This is a genomic window from Pseudomonas sp. rhizo66 (assembly GCF_031931925.1).
GTDB lineage: Bacteria > Pseudomonadota > Gammaproteobacteria > Pseudomonadales > Pseudomonadaceae > Aquipseudomonas.
Window position 1 is genome coordinate 71,025 of the sequence record NZ_JAUJWZ010000013.1, and the last position, 21,488, is coordinate 92,512.

General features: G+C 59.7%; 19 protein-coding genes. 12 read left to right on the forward strand and 7 right to left on the reverse strand.

Features of this window, described 5'->3' with window-relative positions:
• Positions 1-208: 208 nt before the first annotated feature.
• The 11 genes from tcyJ (at position 209) to QZR14_RS16750 (ending at position 11,314) form a co-directional block, all read left to right on the forward strand.
• A complete protein-coding gene (gene tcyJ / locus QZR14_RS16700) occupies positions 209-1,009 on the forward strand; it encodes a cystine ABC transporter substrate-binding protein (protein WP_311997152.1) in 801 nt (266 codons plus the stop codon).
• Positions 1,009-1,674: a cystine ABC transporter permease gene (tcyL, locus tag QZR14_RS16705; RefSeq protein ID WP_311997153.1), complete on the forward strand. Its 666-nt coding sequence runs from the start codon at positions 1,009-1,011 to the stop codon at positions 1,672-1,674. Before tcyJ ends, tcyL begins: the two co-directional genes overlap by 1 nt.
• A gap of 4 nt (positions 1,675-1,678) precedes the next feature.
• The gene (gene tcyN / locus QZR14_RS16710) at positions 1,679-2,428 is read left to right on the forward strand and encodes an L-cystine ABC transporter ATP-binding protein TcyN (RefSeq protein ID WP_250606442.1); all 750 of its coding nucleotides are present in this window, start codon (positions 1,679-1,681) and stop codon (positions 2,426-2,428) included.
• A gap of 470 nt (positions 2,429-2,898) precedes the next feature.
• Positions 2,899-3,663 carry a hypothetical protein gene (locus QZR14_RS16715; RefSeq protein ID WP_250606443.1) on the forward strand — a complete coding sequence of 255 codons (765 nt, stop codon included), beginning with the start codon at positions 2,899-2,901 and terminating at the stop codon, positions 3,661-3,663.
• Between the two features lie 288 nt (positions 3,664-3,951).
• The gene (locus QZR14_RS16720) at positions 3,952-5,193 is read left to right on the forward strand and encodes an SfnB family sulfur acquisition oxidoreductase (protein ID WP_311997154.1); all 1,242 of its coding nucleotides are present in this window, start codon (positions 3,952-3,954) and stop codon (positions 5,191-5,193) included.
• A 38-nt stretch (positions 5,194-5,231) separates the two neighbouring features.
• Positions 5,232-6,425, forward strand: coding sequence for an SfnB family sulfur acquisition oxidoreductase (locus QZR14_RS16725; RefSeq protein WP_250606445.1), 1,194 nt, complete (start codon positions 5,232-5,234; stop codon positions 6,423-6,425).
• Entirely contained in the window at positions 6,425-7,783 is a 1,359-nt protein-coding gene (locus QZR14_RS16730) for an LLM class flavin-dependent oxidoreductase (protein ID WP_311997155.1), read from the forward strand. The genes QZR14_RS16725 and QZR14_RS16730 overlap by 1 nt, the downstream gene beginning before the upstream one ends.
• Positions 7,784-7,947: 164 nt before the next feature.
• Positions 7,948-8,757 (forward strand): MetQ/NlpA family ABC transporter substrate-binding protein, encoded by an 810-nt coding sequence (locus tag QZR14_RS16735; RefSeq protein ID WP_311997156.1) that lies wholly within the window; start codon positions 7,948-7,950, stop codon positions 8,755-8,757.
• 2 nt (positions 8,758-8,759) lie between these two features.
• On the forward strand, positions 8,760-9,881 hold the full coding sequence (locus tag QZR14_RS16740; RefSeq protein ID WP_311997157.1) for a methionine ABC transporter ATP-binding protein: 1,122 nt from the start codon (positions 8,760-8,762) through the stop codon (positions 9,879-9,881).
• Complete coding sequence (locus QZR14_RS16745) at positions 9,871-10,515, forward strand: methionine ABC transporter permease (RefSeq protein ID WP_042557114.1); 645 nt, start codon at positions 9,871-9,873, stop codon at positions 10,513-10,515. The genes QZR14_RS16740 and QZR14_RS16745 overlap by 11 nt, the downstream gene beginning before the upstream one ends.
• A 172-nt stretch (positions 10,516-10,687) precedes the next feature.
• Positions 10,688-11,314, forward strand: a complete 627-nt coding sequence (locus QZR14_RS16750) for a class I SAM-dependent methyltransferase (RefSeq protein ID WP_250606449.1) — start codon at positions 10,688-10,690, stop codon at positions 11,312-11,314.
• 143 nt (positions 11,315-11,457) lie between these two features.
• On the opposite strand, the gene QZR14_RS16755 is transcribed toward QZR14_RS16750, so the two are convergent.
• From QZR14_RS16755 to QZR14_RS16765, 3 genes are read right to left on the reverse strand one after another with little or no spacing between them, the layout of a single operon-like run.
• Positions 11,458-14,568 carry an efflux RND transporter permease subunit gene (locus tag QZR14_RS16755; RefSeq protein WP_311997158.1) on the reverse strand — a complete coding sequence of 1,037 codons (3,111 nt, stop codon included), beginning with the start codon at positions 14,566-14,568 and terminating at the stop codon, positions 11,458-11,460.
• On the reverse strand, positions 14,565-15,629 hold the full coding sequence (locus QZR14_RS16760) for an efflux RND transporter periplasmic adaptor subunit (RefSeq protein WP_250606451.1): 1,065 nt from the start codon (positions 15,627-15,629) through the stop codon (positions 14,565-14,567). Before QZR14_RS16760 ends, QZR14_RS16755 begins: the two co-directional genes overlap by 4 nt.
• On the reverse strand, positions 15,626-16,729 hold the full coding sequence (locus QZR14_RS16765; protein WP_250606452.1) for an efflux RND transporter periplasmic adaptor subunit: 1,104 nt from the start codon (positions 16,727-16,729) through the stop codon (positions 15,626-15,628). The genes QZR14_RS16760 and QZR14_RS16765 overlap by 4 nt, the downstream gene beginning before the upstream one ends.
• A 201-nt stretch (positions 16,730-16,930) precedes the next feature.
• Between QZR14_RS16765 and QZR14_RS16770 the strand changes: the two genes are divergently transcribed.
• Complete coding sequence (locus QZR14_RS16770; RefSeq protein WP_311997159.1) at positions 16,931-18,127, forward strand: AAA family ATPase; 1,197 nt, start codon at positions 16,931-16,933, stop codon at positions 18,125-18,127.
• A 209-nt stretch (positions 18,128-18,336) separates the two neighbouring features.
• Here the strand turns inward: QZR14_RS16770 and QZR14_RS16775 are convergent, their stop codons facing one another.
• The 4 genes from QZR14_RS16775 to QZR14_RS16790 are packed head-to-tail and all read right to left on the reverse strand — an operon-like array spanning position 18,337 to position 21,290.
• Positions 18,337-19,209, reverse strand: coding sequence for a transporter substrate-binding domain-containing protein (locus QZR14_RS16775; RefSeq protein WP_311997160.1), 873 nt, complete (start codon positions 19,207-19,209; stop codon positions 18,337-18,339).
• Positions 19,206-19,988 carry an amino acid ABC transporter ATP-binding protein gene (locus tag QZR14_RS16780; RefSeq protein WP_250606455.1) on the reverse strand — a complete coding sequence of 261 codons (783 nt, stop codon included), beginning with the start codon at positions 19,986-19,988 and terminating at the stop codon, positions 19,206-19,208. The genes QZR14_RS16775 and QZR14_RS16780 overlap by 4 nt, the downstream gene beginning before the upstream one ends.
• Positions 19,985-20,644 (reverse strand): amino acid ABC transporter permease, encoded by a 660-nt coding sequence (locus QZR14_RS16785; protein ID WP_311997161.1) that lies wholly within the window; start codon positions 20,642-20,644, stop codon positions 19,985-19,987. The genes QZR14_RS16780 and QZR14_RS16785 overlap by 4 nt, the downstream gene beginning before the upstream one ends.
• Positions 20,625-21,290 carry an amino acid ABC transporter permease gene (locus tag QZR14_RS16790; protein ID WP_311997162.1) on the reverse strand — a complete coding sequence of 222 codons (666 nt, stop codon included), beginning with the start codon at positions 21,288-21,290 and terminating at the stop codon, positions 20,625-20,627. Before QZR14_RS16790 ends, QZR14_RS16785 begins: the two co-directional genes overlap by 20 nt.
• Positions 21,291-21,488 lie beyond the last annotated feature (198 nt).

Sequence of the window (21,488 nt, forward strand, 5' to 3'; positions counted from 1 at the left end):
TTTCCACAGGCAAATCTTATTCCAATAAAGAATAAAGTTTTAGATATTAAGTATTTTCAAGTCTAACGCAGACATCTTATAGTCTCGCCGCAGGCGAATTTCGCGAGAGACGCATAAGCTGCTTTAAGGCAAGATAGCGCTGTCGTCCGAATCACCCATTCGCCAACTTTCCTTAAGCGTCTTCCATAAGAAAACACAGGGGCTTGTCATGAATTTTTCCGCACTACGTCGCAATCTGCTGGTGGGTTCGCTGGGTCTTGCGCTGAGCGCCGGCCTGATCGGCCAGGCAGTGGCCGGTGAACAGTTGCAACAGATCAAGGACAAAGGCGTTATCAACGTCGGCCTGGAAGGCACTTACCCACCGTTCAGCTTCGTTGACGAGAACGGCAAGCTGTCCGGCTTCGAAGTCGAATTCTCTGAGGCGCTGGCCAAAGAGCTGGGTGTGAAGGTCAAACTGCAGACCACCAAGTGGGATGGCATCCTCGCGGCGCTTGAGTCCAAGCGTCTGGATGCAGTGATCAACCAGGTGACCATTTCCGAAGAGCGCAAGAAGAAGTATGACTTCTCCGAGCCGTACACCGTTTCCGGGATTCAGGCGCTGGTGCTGACCAAGAAAGCCGCCGACCTGAACATCAAATCCGCTGCCGATCTGGGTGGCAAGAAAGTCGGCGTGGGCCTGGGCACCAACTACGAGCAGTGGGTCAAAGCCAACGTGCCGACCGCTGATGTGCGCACCTATGAAGATGATCCGACCAAATTCCAGGACCTGCGTGTCGGCCGTATCGACGCCATCCTGATCGACCGTCTGGCCGCACTGGAATATGCCAAAAAAGCCAAGGACACCACCGCCGCCGGCGAACCGTTCTCCCGTCAGGAAGCTGGCGTTACGTTGCGCAAAGGCGAGCCTGAACTGTTGGCTGCAGTGAACAAGGCCATCGACAAGCTGCGCGCCGATGGCACGCTGGCCAAGCTTTCGGAAAAATACTTCAGCGCCGACGTCACTAAATAATGGAAGCAACTTTCCAAATTGTACGGGAGGCCATGCCCTTTTTGCTCAAGGGCATGTACTTCACCGTCATCCTCAGTCTGGGTGGCATGTTCTTCGGCTTCCTGCTCGGTTTCAGTCTGGCGTTGATGCGTCTGTCGCGTTTCAAGGTGGCGAACTGGATTGCCCGCATCTACGTATCGTTCTTTCGCGGCACACCGTTACTGGTGCAACTGTTCGTGATCTATTACGGCTTGCCACAGGTGGGGATCGAACTCGATCCGATTCCGGCCGCTCTGATCGGCCTTTCGCTGAACATGGCGGCCTACATTTGTGAAATTCTGCGCTCTTCGATCAGCTCGATCGAACGCGGTCAGTGGGAAGCCGCTGCGAGCATTGGCATGACCCGCGCGCAAACCCTGCGGCGGGCCATCCTGCCGCAGGCGATGCGTACGGCATTACCGGCGCTGGGCAACAGCTTCATTTCCCTGGTCAAGGACACTGCACAGGCCGCCACCATCCAGGTGCCGGAGTTGTTACGTCAGGCGCAGTTGATCAGCGCCCGTAACTTCGAAATTTTCACCATGTACCTTAGCGCCGCACTGCTTTACTGGATTCTGGCCTCAGTGCTCGCGCACCTGCAGACCAAGCTGGAAGAGCGGGTCAATCGGCACGACCAGGAGTCCTGACCCCATGATTGTCGTGGAAAAACTGACCAAGCAATTCAAGGGTCAGGTCGTGCTCAACGGCATTGACCTTGAGGTGAAGGAAGGCGAAGTCGTCGCAATCATCGGCCCCAGCGGTTCGGGGAAAACGACGTTCCTGCGCTGCCTGAATTTCCTTGAACAACCCACCAGTGGCCGGATCAAGGTCGGCGATATCGAAATCGATACCAGTCGCCCGTTGAACCAGCAGCAGAGTCTGGTGCGCAACCTGCGCCAGCACGTGGGCTTCGTGTTTCAGAACTTCAACCTGTTCCCCCATCGCACCGCACTGGAAAACGTCATCGAAGGCCCGATTGTGGTCAAGAAGATGCCGCGCGAAGAGGCGGTTGCTCTGGGCAAGAAACTCCTGGCCAAGGTCGGACTCGCCGGCAAAGAGGACGCTTATCCGCGTCGTCTCTCCGGTGGTCAGCAACAGCGCGTAGCGATTGCCCGCGCGCTGGCGATGGAGCCGGAAGTGATTCTGTTCGACGAGCCGACCTCGGCCCTCGACCCGGAACTGGTCGGCGAAGTGCTGGCGACCATTCGTGGCCTGGCTGAAGAAAAACGCACCATGGTGATTGTCACTCACGAGATGGGTTTTGCTCGCGACGTGGCCAACCGTGTGGTGTTTTTCGATAAAGGTGTGATCGTTGAACAAGGCGAAGCCAAAGCATTGTTTGCCAACCCGAAAGAAGAACGCACTAAACAGTTTCTCAGCAAGTTTCTGAATCACGCCTGAGAACTTTTATTGCTTGAACGGTAACTTCCATGGATGGAAGTTTCTTTTATAAATCCCCAACATCCTCCAACCCCACTCAAACAAAACATATCCCAAGCGGTACATATATATGTTCTGCAACAGATGATGCCTGCCTCCCTCCCTTCCACTTGAAATGATAGTGCTCAAATAAATCCGCGCATAAAACGCCATGAAAGCCTTGCGCCCCGTGGTTCATTTCGCCTGATCACTTAGGCATATGGCCGCAACAGCGTAGGAAACTTCTGATTAATTCGTAATTCACGGATTAACTAATATCGTCTATTGACACCCCAACCCGCACACTCTTATCTAGTCGGCAACCCGTACCACTTAGTTCAACCACCCCGTCTTCAACTTGAATAAAAGCCCAAAGCTTTATTGCCAGTTTATTCACGCTTTTTGTTCTTTCAGAAACGGACTTCGCTGCAAGGCTTCAAGGAGAGAAATCGATGACCCGCACTTCGCACACCCCCGAACTGGCCGCGCCGTCCCTCGCGCCAGCGCAAAAAACAGGTATCAATCTGGTCGCCGCCGCACACCTTTTGATCGAGGTGTCGCCCTACCCTGATATGGACAGCGGCGATCTCATCGAGCTGTTCTGGAACAAATGCTATGTCGCCTCCAAAGTGCTCACAGCGGATGACGTTGGCGCGCCAGTCAGCCTGAGGGTGCCGGAGAGTTTCATCGCCAACGGCACCGCGCGCATCCACTATCGGGTGATGCAGGTCGGTCAGGGTCCGGCGTTATCGGCGGCGACACGCGTCCAGGTCAAACTGGACTGCCCCGGCGGGCAACCCACGGCGCTGAGTGCAGACGAAAATCAGCAACTGGCCCCGGTGACCATCCCCGACGCCATACGCCGTCAGGGCGTCAATCCGAACCAGATCAAACGCGGTGTGCCGCTGACCATCGAGCCGTATCTGAACATGGCCGAAGACGACGCCATCACCTTGCGCTGGGGGGATGTGCGCATGGATCTGGCGCCAGTCACCGCTGCGGATATCGGCTTGCCGATTCAGGTCTGGGTACCGCCGTCGGTAATTGTCGATGCAGGCGAGGATCTGCGCCTGGATGTGACGTATTGCATCCTCGATCGGGTCGGCAACAACTCACGCTGGGCACCGCCTCGCACCTTGAAGATCGGCTGCGCAAATCCCTATCTGAAAGTCCCCCTGCGGCCAGAACTCATGGCTGCCGAATCCCGCAAGTCCTGAACACAACGACCTGTGGCGAGAAAGCAAGCGCCCTCGCCACAGGATCAATCCCGCCGCAAAAAATTGTTAACCAACCCGACCATCACCCCTTCTATGCATATTCCTAAAAGTTAGTTTATTTAATATTTATACACGCTTAGGGTATATGAACCGGACCACCGGACATTCTTTCGTTCGCCGCACTTTTGCGGCGCTTTTCATGAGATGTGAGGTAGGTAGTATGGTCCGGAACACAATCACCCCAGTGCAGATCGCCAGGGCATTGCGTGCAGCCAGGGAGCGGCACTGATGTCCAGTCTGGCAGATGCAAACGTCCAGTCTGATCTGGATATCGCCCCGTTGTTGTTGCCCGCGCAGGTCTTGCGCAACGACGCCCAAGCCATCAAAGCCGCCCATGAACTGGCGCAGGTCGCCCGCGTGCAGGCGGCCAAACGCGACCGTCAGCGCAAGTTGCCGTGGTCGGAAATCGAACAGTTCACCCGCAGCGGTCTGGGCAGCATCGCCATCCCGCGCGAATACGGTGGCCCGCAGGTTTCGTTCGTCACCCTGGCCGAAGTGTTCGCGATCATTTCCGCCGCCGACCCGGCGTTGGGGCAGATTCCGCAGAACCAGTTCGGCATCATCAATCTGGTGCTTGGCAGCGCCACCGAAGCGCAGAAAAAGCAGCTGTTCCAGAGCGTTCTGGAAGGCTGGCGCATCGGCAATGCCGGCCCCGAGCGCGGCACCAAAAACACCCTGGAACTGAAAGCGCGGATCACCGCCGATGGCGATGATTACGTGATCAATGGCCAGAAGTTCTACTCCACCGGCGCGCTGTTTGCGCACTGGGTCGCGGTCAAAGCGCTCAACGATGACGGCAAGCAAGTGCTGGCCTTCGTCCGTCGCGGCACGCCGGGCCTGCGCATTGTTGATGACTGGTCGGGCTTCGGTCAGCGCACCACCGCCAGCGGCACGATTGTGCTGAACAACGTGCGTGTCGAGTCGAGCCTGGTCGTCGACAACTGGAAGATCAACGAAACCCCGAATACTCAGGGCGCGGTGTCGCAGTTGATCCAAGCGGCCATCGACGCCGGAATTGCCCGTGGCGCTATCGACGACGCCATCGAGTTCGTCAAAACCCGTGCACGGCCATGGATTGACGCCAAGGTCGAACACGCCAGTGATGACCTCTACGTGATCGCCGACATCGGCAAACTGAAAATCGAATTGCACGCCGCGGAAGCACTGTTGCGCAAGGCCGGCAAAGTACTCGATCAAGCCCATGCTGCGCCGCTGACCGCCGAATCCGCCGCCCGCGCCTCGATTGCCGTGGCCGAAGCGAAAGTGCTGACCACCGAGATTTCCTTGCTCGCCAGCGAGAAGCTTTTCGAACTGGCCGGCAGCCGCGCGACCCTCGCCGAATTCAACCTCGACCGGCACTGGCGCAACGCCCGCGTGCACACCCTGCACGACCCGGTGCGCTGGAAATATCACGCGGTCGGCGCCTATCGCCTGAACGGCACGTTGCCTGCTCGCCATTCCTGGATCTGAGACGACCGCACACTTTCTCAAGTGCAATGGAGAAACCTATGACTTTTTCCCATCCCGTCGCGGTCATCACCAGCGATGAGCAAGCCCTGATCGTCGCCAGCGACCTGGCCGAAGATTTCAAACGCGACAGCGCCGTGCGCGACCGCGAACGCCGCCTGCCCCTGCCGGAACTCGACGTGTTTTCCCGCTCGGGTCTGTGGGGTATCAGCGTGCCAAAGGAATACGGTGGTGCGGGTGTGTCGAACGTGACCCTGGCCAAAGTCATCGCCCTGATCGCTCAGGCTGACGGCTCGCTCGGGCAGATTCCGCAGAACCATTTTTACGCACTCGAAGTGCTCCGTGTGAACGGCAGTCACGCGCAGAAACAACGGCTGTACGCCGAAGTGCTCGCCGGCCAACGCTTCGGCAATGCCTTGGCAGAACTGGGCACCAAAACCGCCCACGACCGCCTCACCAGCCTCAAGCGCGACGGTGATGGGTATCGCATCAACGGCCGCAAGTTTTATTCGACCGGGGCGATTTACGCGCAGCGCATTCCGACTTCGGTTGTCGATGAAAACGGCGTGCAGCAACTGGCCTTCGTCCCGCGTGACAGCAAAGGCCTGACCGTGATCGACGACTGGAGCGGCTTCGGTCAGCGCACCACCGGCAGCGGCTCGGTGGTGTTCGAAGACGTGTACGTTGCCGCTGAAGACGTCCTGCCGTTTCAAAGCGCCTTCGAACGCCCGACCACTGTCGGCCCGCTGGCACAGATCCTTCACGCCGCCATCGACACCGGCATCGCCCGCGCCGCTTACGAAGACGCGTTGCATTTCGTGCGCAGCAAGACGCGCCCGTGGATCGACTCCGGCAATGACAACGCCACTGAAGATCCATTGACGCTGAAAAGCTTCGGCCATTTGAGCATTCGCCTGCACGCCACCGAAGCCTTGCTTGAACGGGCCGGCGAATTTCTTGATGCCGCGCAGGCTGACACCAACGCTGACACGGTTGCGGCGGCCTCGATTGCCGTCGCTGAAGCACGGGCGATCAGCACTGAAATCTCTCTGGCTGCCGGCAGCACGCTGTTCGAACTGGCTGGCAGCCAGGCAACCCTGATCGAACACGGCCTCGACCGCCACTGGCGCAACGCCCGCGTGCACACCCTGCACGACCCGGTGCGCTGGAAATATCACGCGGTGGGCAACTACTACCTCAACAATGAAAACCCTCCGTTGCGAGGGACGATCTGATGAGCGCGGCGAAAAAGAAGATCCTGCTCAATGCGTTCAACATGAACTGCATCGGTCATATCAACCATGGCCTGTGGACGCATCCGCGCGACACCTCGACGCGCTACAACACCCTTGAATACTGGACCGAACTGGCGCAGTTGCTTGAGCGTGGACTGTTCGACGGCTTGTTCATCGCCGACATCGTCGGCGTGTATGACGTCTATCAGAACTCGGTCGATGTCCCGCTGAAAGAGTCGATTCAGTTGCCGGTCAACGATCCTTTGTTGCTGGTTTCGGCGATGGCTGCTGTCACCAAAAACCTCGGTTTCGGTCTGACCGCGAATCTCACTTATGAACCGCCGTATCTGTTCGCCCGACGCATGTCGACACTGGATCATCTGAGCCGCGGTCGGGTGGGCTGGAACATTGTCACCGGCTATCTCGACAGCGCCGCCAAAGCCATGGGCCTGCGCGAACAGGTCGAACACGACCGTCGCTACGACCAGGCCGACGAGTACCTGGAAGTGCTCTACAAACTCTGGGAGGGCAGTTGGGACAACGGCGCGGTGCTCAACGACCGCGAGCAGCGGATCTACGCCGACCCGGAAAAAGTGCACAAGGTCGAGCACAAGGGCGAGTTCTATCAGGTCGAGGGTTATCACCTTTGCGAGCCGTCGCCGCAGCGTACGCCAGTGCTGTTTCAGGCCGGCAGTTCCGATCGCGGTTTGCTCTTCGCCGGGCGTCACGCCGAGTGCGTGTTCATCAGTGGCCAGAACAAGACGTCGACCAAGGTTCAGGTGGACAAGGTCCGCGCCAGTGCCGTCGAAGCGGGGCGCAACCCTGAGGACATCAAGGTGTTCATGGGCCTCAATGTGATCGTCGGCGCGACCGAAGAAGCCGCATGGGCCAAGCATGCCGAGTACCTGAGCTACGCCAGCGCCGAAGCCGGCGTGGCGCATTTTTCCGCGTCGACCGGCATCGACTTTTCCCGGTACGAGATCGACGAACCGATCCAGTACGTGAAGAGCAACGCGATTCAATCGGCCACCAGGAACCTCCAGAACAACGACTGGACCCGGCGCAAATTGCTCGACCAGCACGCCCTCGGTGGCCGCTACATCACCGTGGTCGGCTCGCCTGAGCAAGTGGCGGATGAGCTGGAATCGTGGATCGCCGAGACCGGCCTCGATGGCTTCAACCTGACCCGCATTGTTACGCCGGAAAGCTATGTCGATTTCATTGACCTGGTGATTCCAGAGTTGCAGCGACGCGGGTCGTACAAGACTGCGTACGACACCGGCACCCTGCGCGAGAAGCTGTTTCATGGCGGGGCGCAGTTGCCCGTGCAACACACCGGCTCCCACTATCGCCAATAACTCTTTGTACTGATCGTTCCCACGCTCTGCGTGGGAATGCAGCCCGGGACGCTCCGCGTCCCAACAGCGGACGCAGAGCGTCCATAGAGGCATTCCCACGCAGAGCGTGGGAACGATCTAAGAACAGACACCACAAATCTTATGCACTGACTGGAAAACTCATCATGACCAAGAAAACCCTGTCCCACCCAGTCAAAGCACTGGCCCTGGCCCTCGGCCTGTTCAGCTCGGCGGTGTTCGCCGCCGATGCGCCGTTGAAAATCGGCACCACCGCCGCCTTCGCCATCCCGCTGGAAGCCGCCGTCGAAGAAGCTTCCAGACAAGGCCTGAACGTCGAGCTGGTGGAGTTCACCGACTGGATCGCGCCGAATGTCAGCCTCGCCGCCGGCGACATCGACGTGAACTATTTCCAGCACATCCCGTTTCTGGAAAATGCCAAAACCGCGTCGGGTTTTGATCTGGTGCCGTTCGCGCCGGGGATCATCAACAACGTCGGCCTCTACTCGAAAAAATACAAAAGTTTCGACGAGTTGCCAGAGGGCGCCAGCGTCGCTATCGCCAACGATCCGATCAACAGCGGTCGCGGCCTGCAGCTGCTGGCCAAGGCTGGCTTGATCAACCTGAAACCGGGCGTTGGTTACAAGGCCACCGAAGACGACATTGTCGCCAACCCGAAGAAGATCAAAATCCTCCAGGTCGAAGCAGTGCAACTGGTACGCGCCTATGACGACGCCGATCTGGTCCAGGGCTACCCAGCCTACATTCGTCTGGCGAAGACCTTCGATGCCGGTTCCGCGCTGCTGTTTGACGGCCTCGACCACAAGGAATACGTGATCCAGTTTGTCATCCAGCCGAAGAGCAAAACCGATCCACGCCTGATCAAATTCGTCGACATCTACCAGCATTCGCCAGCCGTTCGCGCCGCGCTGGATAAGGCTCACGGCAAGCTGTATCAAGCCGGTTGGGAAAGCTGAACATGACGGCCGCGATCCAACGGCGACTGGAAATTCCAGAGCCACACAATGCTGAAAAAACCGAGCTGCACCCTGAGCTGAATCGCGCCCACGTGCGCTTCATCGGCCTGGGTAAAACCTACAACGGCCGGCAAGGCCCGGTGGCGGCATTGCAGGGCATCGATCTGGCGATTCAGCGCGGTGAAGTGTTCGGCATCATTGGCCGCAGCGGCGCCGGCAAGTCCTCGCTGATCCGCACGATCAATCGTCTGGAACAACCGACCTCGGGGCGCGTGTTGATCGATCAAGTCGACATTGGCGAGTTCGATGAAGACCGCCTCGTCGCTTTGCGCCGACGCATCGGCATGATATTCCAGCACTTCAATCTGATGTCGGCCAAGACTGTTTGGCAGAACGTCGAGCTGCCGTTGAAAGTCGCTGGCGTGCCGAAAGAACAACGCGAAAAAAAGGTCCGCGAACTGCTCGATCTGGTTGGCTTGCAGGAAAAGCACAAGGCTTATCCGGCGCAGCTTTCCGGCGGGCAGAAACAGCGTGTCGGCATCGCCCGCGCGCTGGTGCATGACCCGGATATTCTGCTCTGCGACGAGGCGACTTCGGCGCTCGATCCGGAGACCACGCAGTCGATCCTCGGCCTGTTGCGCGAGATCAACCAACGCTTGGGCCTGACCATCGTCCTGATCACCCATGAGATGGCAGTGATCCGCGAGATCTGCGACCGCGTTGTCGTGCTGGAGCATGGCCGCGTCGTCGAGCAAGGCCCGGTTTGGGAAGTGTTCGGCAATCCGCAGCACGAGGTCAGCCAGACCTTGCTTGCACCGCTGCAACACGCGTTGCCGGAAGAGTTGCAGAGCCGCTTGCACGGCCAAGCGCCCTGCGCTGACGCTGCTGTGGTGTTGCGTTTGCAGTTCACCGGCAGCGCCAGTGATGAACCGGATCTGGCGGCGCTGTTCACTGCATTGGGTGGCCGGGTGAAGTTGCTTCAGGGCGGCGTCGAGCGGATTCAGGGGCATGCGCTGGGGCAATTGTTGTTGGCCGTCAGCGGCTCAGCGTTCAGTGCCGGGCAATTGAGCGAACGCGCCGCACCGTGGGCCCAACGCGTGGAGGTAGTCGGTTATGTGGTTTGATCGCTTGTTGCAGGGTTTTATCGACACGTTTCTGATGGTCGGCGTGTCGTCGCTGATCGCCTTGCTGGTGGGGATTCCCATGGCGGTGATCCTGGTCACCAGCGACAAGGGCGGCATCTATGCAGCGCCGGTGCTGAATCGCGCTCTGGGCGCATTCGTGAACCTGTTCCGCTCGATCCCGTTTCTGATTCTGATGGTCGCGCTGATTCCGTTTACCCGGCTGATCGTCGGCACCACCTACGGTGTCTGGGCTGCGGTGGTACCGCTGACGATTGCGGCAACGCCGTTCTTTGCGCGGATTGCCGAAGTGAGTCTGCGCGAGGTTGATCATGGTTTGATCGAGGCCGCGCAAGCAATGGGTTGCCGGCGCTGGCACATTGTCTGGCATGTGCTGTTGCCGGAGGCGCTGCCGGGGATTGTCGGCGGCTTCACCATCACGCTGGTGACGATGATCAACTCCTCGGCGATGGCCGGGGCGATTGGCGCGGGCGGGTTGGGGGACATCGCTTATCGCTATGGTTATCAGCGCTTTGACAGCCAGATCATGTTGACGGTGATTGTGTTGCTGGTGGCGTTGGTGGCGGTGATTCAGTTGGGTGGGGATCGCCTGGCGCGGGGGTTGAACAAGCGCTGAGTCTGGCCGAGTTCATGCGGCGCCTCTGAACCCGCTTTCGCGAGCAGGCTCGCTCCCACATTTGGAATGTGTTCCCCTGTGGGAGCGAGCCTGCTCGCGAATGGCTGCGCAGCAGCCCCGAACCCGATGGCGTATATTCGGCAAATCTCCTTTGCCCGTGCAGCCCTCGACCATGAAGCAGACCCCCACCGATCTCGAACAGATCACCGCCACCACCCTCGGCCATTACAACTCAGTGGCCGAAGACTTCCGCGAAGGCACCCGCGATCACGATGTCAGCCAGAACATCGATGCGTTGCTGCGGCATATCCAGGGCACGGCGCCCTTCACGATTCTGGATTTCGGCTGCGGCCCGGGGCGGGATCTGCAGACATTTACGCGCATGGGCCACGTCGCTGTGGGGCTCGACGGCTCTCAAGAGTTTGCGCGAATGGCCCGTGAGGACAGTGGCTGCGAGGTGTTGCAGCAGGACTTTCTGAAACTTGATCTGCCGCCCGAACGCTTCGACGGCATCTTCGCCAACGCGGTGTTGTTTCATGTGCCGTTGCAGGAATTGCCACGGGTGCTCAAGCAATTACATGGCGCGCTGAAGCCCGGTGGCGTGTTGTTCAGCTCCAATCCGCGTGGGGATAACCGCGAAGGCTGGAACGGGCCGCGCTATGGCTCGTATCACGATCTGTCGGCGTGGCAGAGGTTGTTGACGGACGCGGGGTTTGTCGAGCTGGAGCATTACTACCGCCCGGCGGGGCTGCCGCGTGAGCAGCAGCCTTGGTTGGCCAGCGTTTGGCGTAAGGCTTGAGTCGAGTCAGAGAAAAGCCCCTCACCCCCAGCCCTCTCCCGGAGGAAGAGGGCGCCGATTGGGGGATATTCAAGCAGTACGCCGACCGGATCTAACTTAGCTGAACCCATAATCGACTCGATTTTTCAGGTCGATGGATAGCGTCAGACACCTCGGTCAGTCCCCTCTCCCCCCGGGAGAGGGTTAGGGTGAGGGTCGTTGTTGACTTGATCCTTCTTCGGCTCGCGAATCTTGTACCAGGCCACATACAGCGCCGGCAGGAACAGCAGCGTCAGCAACGTCGCCACCACAATCCCGCCAATCATTGCGTAAGCCATCGGCCCCCAGAACACTTCCCGGGCAATCGGGATCATGCCCATGCTCGCCGCGGCGGCGGTCAGCAGGATCGGCCGGCGCCGGTGTTCGGTCGCTTCCACCACCGCATCCCAGGGCGCATAGCCTTTCTGCTCGAACTCATCGATCTGCGTCACCAAAATCACCGAGTTACGGATGATGATGCCGATCAGCGCCAGAATCCCCAGAATCGCCACGAAGCCCATCGGCGTACCGGTCGGCACCAGCGCCAGCACCACACCGATCAGCCCCAGCGGCGCGACACTCGCGACGAGGAACATCTTCTGCACGCTGTGCAACTGGATCATCAGGAAAGTCGCCATCAAAAACAGCATCAACGGCAAGACCTTGGCAATCGGCCCCTGGGCCTTGCCGCTCTCCTCGACCGTACCGCCGGTGGCGACTTTGTAGCCGACCGGCAGTTTCTCGGCGAAGGCATCAATCGATGGCTTGAGGATTTTCACCAGGTCGGTCGGCTGGATCTCGTCGCGTACCGAGGCCTTGATGGTGATGGTCGGCAAACGGTCGCGACGCCACACCAGCGGCTGCTCCAGTTCATAGCGCACGGTGGCGAACGCCAGCAGCGGAATCGACGTGCCGCTCGGGGTGACGATCTGCAGGTTTTGCAGGGTTTCCGGGGTGCCACGCTCGGAATCCACCGCACGCCCGACCACATTGATCAGGTAGATATCGTCATCGACCTGAGTCAACGGCGAACCGCTGACAATGCTGTTCATCAGCTTCGCCACGTCTTCGGACGACAGCCCGAGCTGGCGTGCCTTGTCCTGGGCAATGTCGATGCGCAGGACTTTGCCCGGCTCGTTCCAGTCGTAAATGATCTCGCCGATGTGCGAGTTCTTGTCCAGTTCGGTGGCCAGGTCGATGGCGTGCTTGCGCACCTGGTCGATGTCCTTGCCACTGATCCGGTACTGAATCGGACGTCCCACCGGCGGGCCCATTTCCAGCGCCTGGACGTAACTGCCGATGCCGACGAAGTCTTTGTGCAAGCGTTCGCGCAGGCGTTGGCTCAACGCCTCACGGGCCTCGAAATCCTTGCTGACGATCACCAGTTGCGCGTAGTACGGGTTCTGCAATTGCTGGTCGAGGGGCAGGTAGAAACGGATCGCGCCCTGACCGATGTAAGTGCTCCAGCGCACGATGTCCGGATCACCCTTGAGCGTCGCTTCGAGCTTGTCGACAGCCTTGCGGGTTTCGTCGATCGAGGCGTTTTGCGGCAGGTTCAGGTCGACCAGAATTTCCGGGCGGTCCGATGCCGGGAAGAACTGGTTCTGCACAAAGCGCATGCAAAAGATCGACAGGGCAAACAGCAGCACGGTAATGCCGATCGCCCACCAGCGATTGCGCATGGCCCACAACAGGCCACCATTGAACGCGCGACCGATCCGGCCCGGCTCGGCCTCATGGGGTTTTACGTTGGCACTGAGAATGTGCACGCCAATCACCGGGGCGAAGAATACCGCCACCACCCACGACACCAGCATCGCCACGGCGATCACCGCGAACAGGGTGAAGGTGTACTCACCGGCGGAGCTGGCATTGAGGCCAATCGGCACGAATCCGGCCACTGTCACCAGTGTTCCCGTGAGCATCGGGAACGCCGTCGAGGTGTAAGCAAACGTCGCCGCCTGCTCACGGGTCTCGCCCATTTCCAGGCGCGTGACCATCATTTCCACAGTGATCATCGCGTCGTCCACCAGCAGGCCGAGGGCGATAATCAGTGCACCGAGGGAAATCCGCTGCATGGTGATGCCGCTGTATTCCATGAATACAAACACCATCGCCAGCACCAACGGGATCGAGCACGCCACCACCAGACCGGCACGCACGCCGAGACTGATAAAGCTCACCACCAGCACGATGATCACCGCCTCGAACAGCGCGCTGGTAAAGCCGCCGACAGCCTCTTCCACCACCACAGCCTGATCGGAAACGGTGTGCACGCCAACGCCCACTGGCAAGTCCGCCGTCAGCTCATCGATGCGTGTGTGCAGCGCCTTGCCGAACTCCTGAACGTTGCCGCCCTTCTGCATGGCAATGGCCAGACCGATGGCCGGTTTGCCGTCGAAGCGGAACTCCGGGGTGGCCGGGTCGACGTAACCACGGCTGATGTCGGCAATGTCGGCCAGACGATAGAAACGGTCATTGAGCTTGAGATTGACCTCGGCCAGATCCTTCTCCGAAGCGAACTGCCCCGAGGTGCGCACGGAAATCCGTTCGGGACCTGCTTCGATCACACCCGCCGGGGTCACGGCGTTTTGCGATTGCAGGCTCTGCACAACCTGACGTTGATCGATGCCCAGTGCAGCGAGTTTGCGCGTGGAGAAGTTGAGGTAAATCACTTCGTCCTGCTGGCCGACCATTTCGATCTTGCCCAGCCCCGGCACGTTGCGGATCTCGGCGCGGGCCTGCTCGACGTAGTCGCGCAACTGGCGCATGGTCAGGCCGTCAGCGGTGAACGCATACACCGAACCGAACACATCCCCGAATTCGTCGTTGAATCCCGGCCCCTGAATCCCCTGGGGAAACTGCCCGCGAATGTCATCGATCTTCTTGCGCACCTGGTACCAGATTTGCGGGATGTCCTTGGCACTGGTGGTGTCGCGCAGGTACACGTAGACCGTCGATTCACCCGGGCGCGTGTAGCTCTTCACGTAATCGAGGGAGTCGAGTTCTTCGAGTTTTTTCTCGATGCGGTCGGTGACCTGCTTGAGGGTTTCCTCCTGGGTCGCGCCCGGCCATTTGGTCTGGATCACCATGGTCTTGATGGTGAAGGACGGGTCTTCTTCGCGTCCCAGATTGAAGTACGAGAACACGCCCATCAGCAACGCGACGAACATCAGGTACCAGACGAATGACTGATGCTTGAGGGCCCATTCGGAGAGGTTGAAAGAGCCTTTCATTGACTGTCCTCGTCAAGTTTTACCGATTGCCCGGGATTGAGACTGTTGACGCCGGCGCTGACCACGCGCTCGCCGTTCTTCACGCCGCCCGCCAGCACCACGCTGCTGTCGCTGCGACTGACCACCGTGATGTCGCGCGGGCTGACGGTTTTGTTTTGCGTATCGATTACCCAGATCCGCGATTTGCCGTCGACCTCCTGCAGCGCGGTCACGGGCAACTCGATGCGTGGTTTGATCGCCGAACTCAAGGTCACGCTGATCGCCGTGCCGAGGCGGAAGCCGTCCGGCGTGTCGGCCAGGGTCAGGCGCGCGCGCCGCGTGCGCGTAGCGCTTTGCGCCTGCGGCTCGATCTCGCGGATGACCGCGGTGGTGTTGATACTCGGGTCGAGTTGCGCAGCCACGGCAAACACCACGTCGCTGGGAATCTGGTCGACCAGGGTGTCCGGCAGATCGATCACCGCTTCCTTGATGTCCGGTTGCGCCAGGGTCACCACTTGCTGGCCGGCGGTGACGACCTGCCCGGCCTCGGCGTTCCACGCGGTGACCACGGCGCGGTGGTCAGAGCGCAATTCGGTGTAGCCGAGCTGGTCCTTGCTCTGATTGACCGCCGCGCGCGCCTGATCCAGCGAGGCCTGGGTGGTTTTCAGATCGGTCGTGGCAATGTCCAGTTGTGCCTGCGCACCGACGCCGCGATCGAACAGCGCCTGCTGACGGCGCGCGTTGGCCTGGGCGTTGATCAACTGCGCCTGGACTTTCGCCAGATCGCCCTGAGCCGAGCGCAACTGGTTTTGCTGATCGGACGGGTCGAGGGTGGCGAGCAGCGTGCCCTTCTCCACTTCGGCGCCGACATCGACGTTACGGCTGGCTATACGGCCACCGACGCGAAAACCGGTGTTGCTCTCGTAGCGCGCCTGAATACTGCCGGCAAAGCGACCGAGATTTTCTTCACTCAAGGCCTCAACCTTGACCGACAGCACCGGGCGCACCGGCTCCGGCGGAGGTTCTTTCTTTGAGCAGGCGGCCAACAACACAGCCATGGGTAACAGCCACAGACGCTTCATGGCTGTGCTCCCGGTTGCAGATCCTTGTAGGTGTTTTCGGCGATCTCGACTTTCATCCCCGGGTGCAGCAATTGCCCACCGGCGACGATGACTTTTTCGCCACCCTTGAGGCCTTCGCTGATGATGACTTTGCCGGTCAGGTAACGGCCGACCGTGACCGTATGCAGTTGCGCCTCGCCCTTGTCGTCGACCATCCACACCGCCGGGTCGCTGACGTTTTTGGTCAGCGCCGACCACGGCAGTTCAACCGCCGACTGACCCGAGCCTTTGGCCGTGGCACTGACCACTGAACCGAGCTGCATGCCCGGCGGCAGTTTGTCGAGGGTGACTTTGACTTGTACGGTGCCGGACTGCGCCGACACCGCCGGGGTGACTTCGCGCACGGTGCCGGTGGTTTTGATTTCGGGATTGTCGAGCAGGCTGACGGTGATCTTGTTGTCCGCTGGCCGCTCGGCCAGCAGTGATTCATAAACGTTGAACACCGCGTCGCGATCGCCATCGCGGGCTAGGCTGAAAATCGGCGCAGTGGCCTGCACGACCTGGCCGACTTCGGCCTGACGCTCGGTAATCACGCCCGGCGCATCAGCGATCAGCGCGGTGTAGCTGAGCTGATCCTTAGCGTTGGCCAATTGCGCCTGCGCCGCGCTCAAGGCGCTCTGGCTGCTGCGCAACGCGGCTTGGGCGGAATCGTATTCGCTCTGGCTGGTGTAACCCTTGGGCAAGAGTTTTTGCTGGCGCACGAACGCTGCAGCGCTCTGTTTCACCCGGGCTTGCTCAGCGACGACCTGGGCCTGGGCCGAATCGACGTTGGTCTGCAAATCCTTGGGATCAAGTTTGGCCAGCACCTGTTTGGCGGTGACCCGGTCGCCGACGTCGACCATGCGCTGGATGATCTTGCCGCCAACACGGAACGACAATTCGGTCTGCACGCGCGCCTGCACGTCACCGGTCAACGTCACCGATGCCGCGTAATCCGTGGGTTTGACTTCCTGTACAAAGACCCTGGGCAGGTATTCCTCAGGGGCCTTTTTCTCGCCGCAGGCGGTCAGCAGGGTGAACAGACTCAGCATGACCGCTGTTTTCAATCCGGGACTCGCCATGCAGACTCCTTCCTGTGTACGAACGTGCAAGTGACGATACGACTGTGAGCTTAGAACAGGGTTCAACGTTCGCCCGTTCGATCCCCATATTTCCCTGTAGGAGCTGCCGCAGGCTGCGATCTTTTAATCTTTTAAAAACAGCATCAAAAGATCGCAGCCTGCGGCAGCTCCTACAATGGGCGCCTCAAGAGAAGGAATTCCATGCTCAATACTCTCGCGGTGGCCAATTACCGCTCGATCAACAAACTGGTGATTCCGCTCGGCCGGCTGAACCTGATCACCGGCCCCAACGGCAGCGGCAAGTCCAACCTCTACCGGGCCTTGCGCCTGCTTGCCGAAACCGCTCAGGGCGGCGTGGTCAATGCGCTGGCCCGTGAGGGTGGGCTGGATTCGACGTTCTGGGCCGGGCCGGAAACCATCAGCCGGCGCATGCGCAATGGTGAAGTGCCGATCCAGTCGACGCTTCGCCAAAGCGTGAAGCGTCTGCGCCTGGGGTTCGCCGGGGAAGATTTCAGTTACTCGATCAGCCTGGGGCTGCCCGACTCCAACGGTCACTTCATGCTGCCCGAGCATTCGCACCCCATTCCCTCGCGATTCAGTCTAGATCCGCAGATCAAGCGCGAGTGCATCTGGGCCGGCGCGCTCTACCGCCCCGCCAGCCTGCTGGTGGATCGCGACGGCCCGATGATCCGCGCACGCGCCGAGCGCAAATGGGATGTGCTGGCGCAGCACACACCGAATTTCGACAGTCTGTTTGATCAGGTCGGTAGCCTGCGCAGCTCGCCGGAAGTATTCCAGATGCGCGAGTTCATTCGCCGCTGGCGCTTTTATGATCACTTTCGCAGCGATGCCGATGCGCCGGTGCGTCAGCCACAATTGGGCACACGCACGCCGGTGCTGCATCACGACGGCAGAGATCTGGCGGCGGCGTTGCAGACCATCATCGAAATCGGTGATGGCGATGCCCTGCGGGCGGCGATTACCGATGCGTTTCCTGGCGCACGGGTGCATATCGAAGCGCAGGCCGGTGGGAGGTTTGCCATCGAGTTCTATCAGGAAGGTTTACTGCGTCCATTGTCGGTGGCGGAGCTGTCAGACGGGACGTTGCGTTATCTGCTGCTGGTCGCAGCACTGCTGACGCCAAGGCCGCCGTCGCTGATGGTGCTGAACGAACCTGAAACCAGCCTGCACCCCGATCTGTTGCCGGCGTTGGCGCGGTTGATTATCCGTGCCTCGGAGCAGTGTCAGGTGTGGGTGGTGTCCCATGCGCGGCGGTTGATTTCGGCGTTGCAGCAAGACCCGGAGTGCAACTGCATTGTGCTGGAGAAAACCCTGGGGCAGACCGGGATGGTCGGGCAGCGGGTGCTGGATGAGCCGGCTTGGAACTGGCCGGATTAAAAGCCCCTCACCCTAACCCTCTCCCAGAGGGAGAGGGGACTGATTGGGGGATGCTGGTGAATTACGCCGACCTGAAAATGCTTCTGTGAATCCATAACCGACTCGGTTTGTCAGGTCGATGTCCAATGCAAAACAACTCGGTCGGCGCCCTCTCCCTCCGGGAGAGGGCTGGGGTGAGGGGCAGGCCTCACCACCGATTCAACAGGCAATCACCCCTGCCACTTGCCACCCTCGACAATCACGCTCTCAGGCTTGGTGTCATCGCTCAGCTCTTTACGCACATATTGGTCGTACAGCTTGAGCAAATACTTCTCCTCACCCAACTTGGTCAGCTCGCTATTCACCCAGTCACGCAGCTCGATATTGCCCTTCTTCACCGCCGGCGCAATCGGCGCTTCGGCACCGAGTTTTTCATCCAGCACGCGATAGCCCGGGTTCTGCTTGGCCCAGCTGAACAGCACCAGATTGTCCTGCGCATAGGCATCGCCACGACCATTGGCCAGGGCTTGCAGCGACTCGGAGTTCTTCTCGAACTTGAGCAGTTTCCAGTCCGGGTGATTCTTGGTTAGCCAGATATCGGCGGTGGTGCCCGTAGTGACGATGGTGGTGCGGGTCGCCAGGTCATCAAGGTTTTTCACCGCGCTGCTTTGCGGCACCAGCGCCTGCACCGCGACCTTGAGATTCGGATTGGTGAACTCCACCGCTTCCTTGCGCTCCGGGGTCACGGTCATGTTGGCGAGGATCAGGTCGACCTTGTCGCTTTGCAGAAATGGAATACGGCTCGCCGGTTCAACAGCGACGAACTCGACCTTGTTTTCATCGCCGAGCAGATCCTTGGCGAAACGGCGGCCGATGTCGGTATCGAAGCCAACGTAACGCCCGGCCTCATCGACAAATCCGAAGGGCGGTTTATCGGTAAAGACGCCGACGATCAACTTGTCGCGGGCCTTGATCTTGTCCAGATAACCGGCCGGCGCGGTGCTTTCGCTGGCGACTTTCGGCTTCGGCGGTTCTTCGGTTTTGCTGCAACCGGCAAGCAAGGCAAGGCTGAGCAGAGGCAGTAAAAAAGCGGCAGTTTTCATAACAGTTCCAGTTCCTTTGTCGGATTCGTTTTGGGCAGTGTTGCCACGAAGGAGAACTTCTCCAGAAACTGCTGCGCGCGTGCGGTTTGCGGGTTCGTAAAGAAAATCTCGGGCGGGTTCTGTTCAAGGATGCGCCCGGCATCCATGAACACAATGCGGTCGGCCACCGCGCGGGCGAAGGCCATTTCATGGGTGACGATCAACAGGGTCATGCCTTCGCGGGCCAGGCCCTGAATGACCTGCAAAACTTCCTTGACCATTTCCGGATCAAGGGCCGCGGTGACCTCGTCGAAGAGCATCACGCGCGGGTTCATACACAACGAACGAACGATGGCGATGCGTTGCTGCTGGCCGCCGGAGAGCTGACGCGGGAAAGCATCGCGCTTGTCCGCCAGGCCAACGCGTTCGAGCAAGGCTTCAGCTTGTTGCTGCGCTTCGCGGCGTTGACGCTTCTGCACCTTGAGCGGGCCGAGCAGCAGGTTGTCGAGCACGCTCATGTGCGGGAACAGGTGATAACTCTGGAACACCATGCCGATCTGCTGGCGGATCTCGCGCCAGTCGGTGGCCTTGTCCAGCAGCTCGCGGCCGACAAATTTCAGGCTGCCGCTGTGGGCCTCTTCCAGGCCATTGAGGCAACGCAGCAAGGTGCTTTTGCCGCAGCCGCTGGGGCCGAGGATGACGATCACTTCTCCGCTCTGCACCTGCAGGTCGATGCCGTTGAGCACCTGTTGCTCGCCGTAGAATTTATTGAAGCCGTGAAACTCGATCAATGCGCTCATGCTTGCGTCCAGCGCCGCTCCAGCACGCGCGAAGCGGCCGAGAGCGGGTAGCAGATGAAAAAGAAAAACAGGAACAGCGCGCCGTAGATCAGCACCGATTCGTAGGTGCGTTCGATGATCTGCTGGCCGACTTTGATCACGTCGACCACACCGATGAGCACCGCCAGCGAGCTGGTCTTGATGATTCGCGTGTAGACGTTGATGGTCGGCGGCGTCATGCGTTTCAGCGCTTGCGGCAGCAACACGTAGCGGTAGAGTTGCGCGGCGTTCAAACCAATCGAAAGCCCTGCTTCGCGCTGCCCGCGTGGCAACGAATGCAACGCACCGCGCGCCACTTCGCCCACCTCGCTGGCGCCCCACAGCGACAGCACCAGCACCGCGCACCAGAAACTCGGCAGGCTCAGGCCAAAAAAGATCGGTAAGCCGAAGAACAGCAGGTACAACCAGACCAGCACCGGAATCGCCCGGAACAACTCCAGATAGGCCCGCAGGAGCGCGTTCAGCCAGGTCACGTTGAGCGTGCGCAGCACGCCGTAGAGCACGCCGCCAACGGTGCTGATGGCGATGCTCAGAAACGAGATCGACAGGGTTTGCCCGGCGCCTTTGGCCAATTGCGGCAACGACACCCAGAGCAGTTCAAGACCCGAACTGGCCATGCTGGAGCCTCCTTTCCAGGCGGCTGAGCAGCAACGACAGCGGCAAGAACAGCAGCACGCAGATCAGCGTCAGCACGGCGAGCATTTCGTAGGTTTTGTAGTAGAGCGCGATGTAGCTTTTGGTGGTGTAGAGAATTTCCGGCACGGCCACCGCCGAAACCACGGTGGTTTCCTTGAGCAGGAAAATGAAATTGGCGAACAGCGACGGCAGGCTGAGAATCCCCGCTTGCGGCAGGATCACGTAGCGCAGCAACTGACCATGGGACAGGCCAATCGAACGCCCCGACTCCAGTTGCGCCTGCGGCACCGCATCGACACCCGCACGCAACACTTCGGTGAGGTAAGCGCCGCCGAGAAAGGTCATGGTGATGATCGCGGCAGTGAAACCGGAGACCTTGATGCCCAGCGCCGGCAAGGCGAAGTAGACGAAAAACAACTGGATCAGCAGCGGCGTGTTGCGCGCCAGTTCCACATACAGGCCGACCAGTTTTTGCAGGTACGGCGTGCGGAACACCAGAATCGTCGCGTTGAGCAGCACCACCAGCAGCGAAGTACCAATGGCAATAAACCCGACCTGCAACGTCACGCCCACGGCTTTGAGAAACGCCGGCAGGGTACTGAGGATAAATGCGTAATCGAAGGTCATGAAACGTCCTGAACGCCGCTCGGTAAGCGACGGTGGTGCAGTCCATGGACAGCGGGTGGCTGTCCGGCAGACACCGACTTTATAGGTATAAAAAAAAGAATTTAAATACCGTTAAAGCATATTGATATCACCCAAAAAACTATCTTGTGGGTTTGCCGGGAAGGAATAAGAAGGCTATTTTCCTTTGCGCTGTAGGAC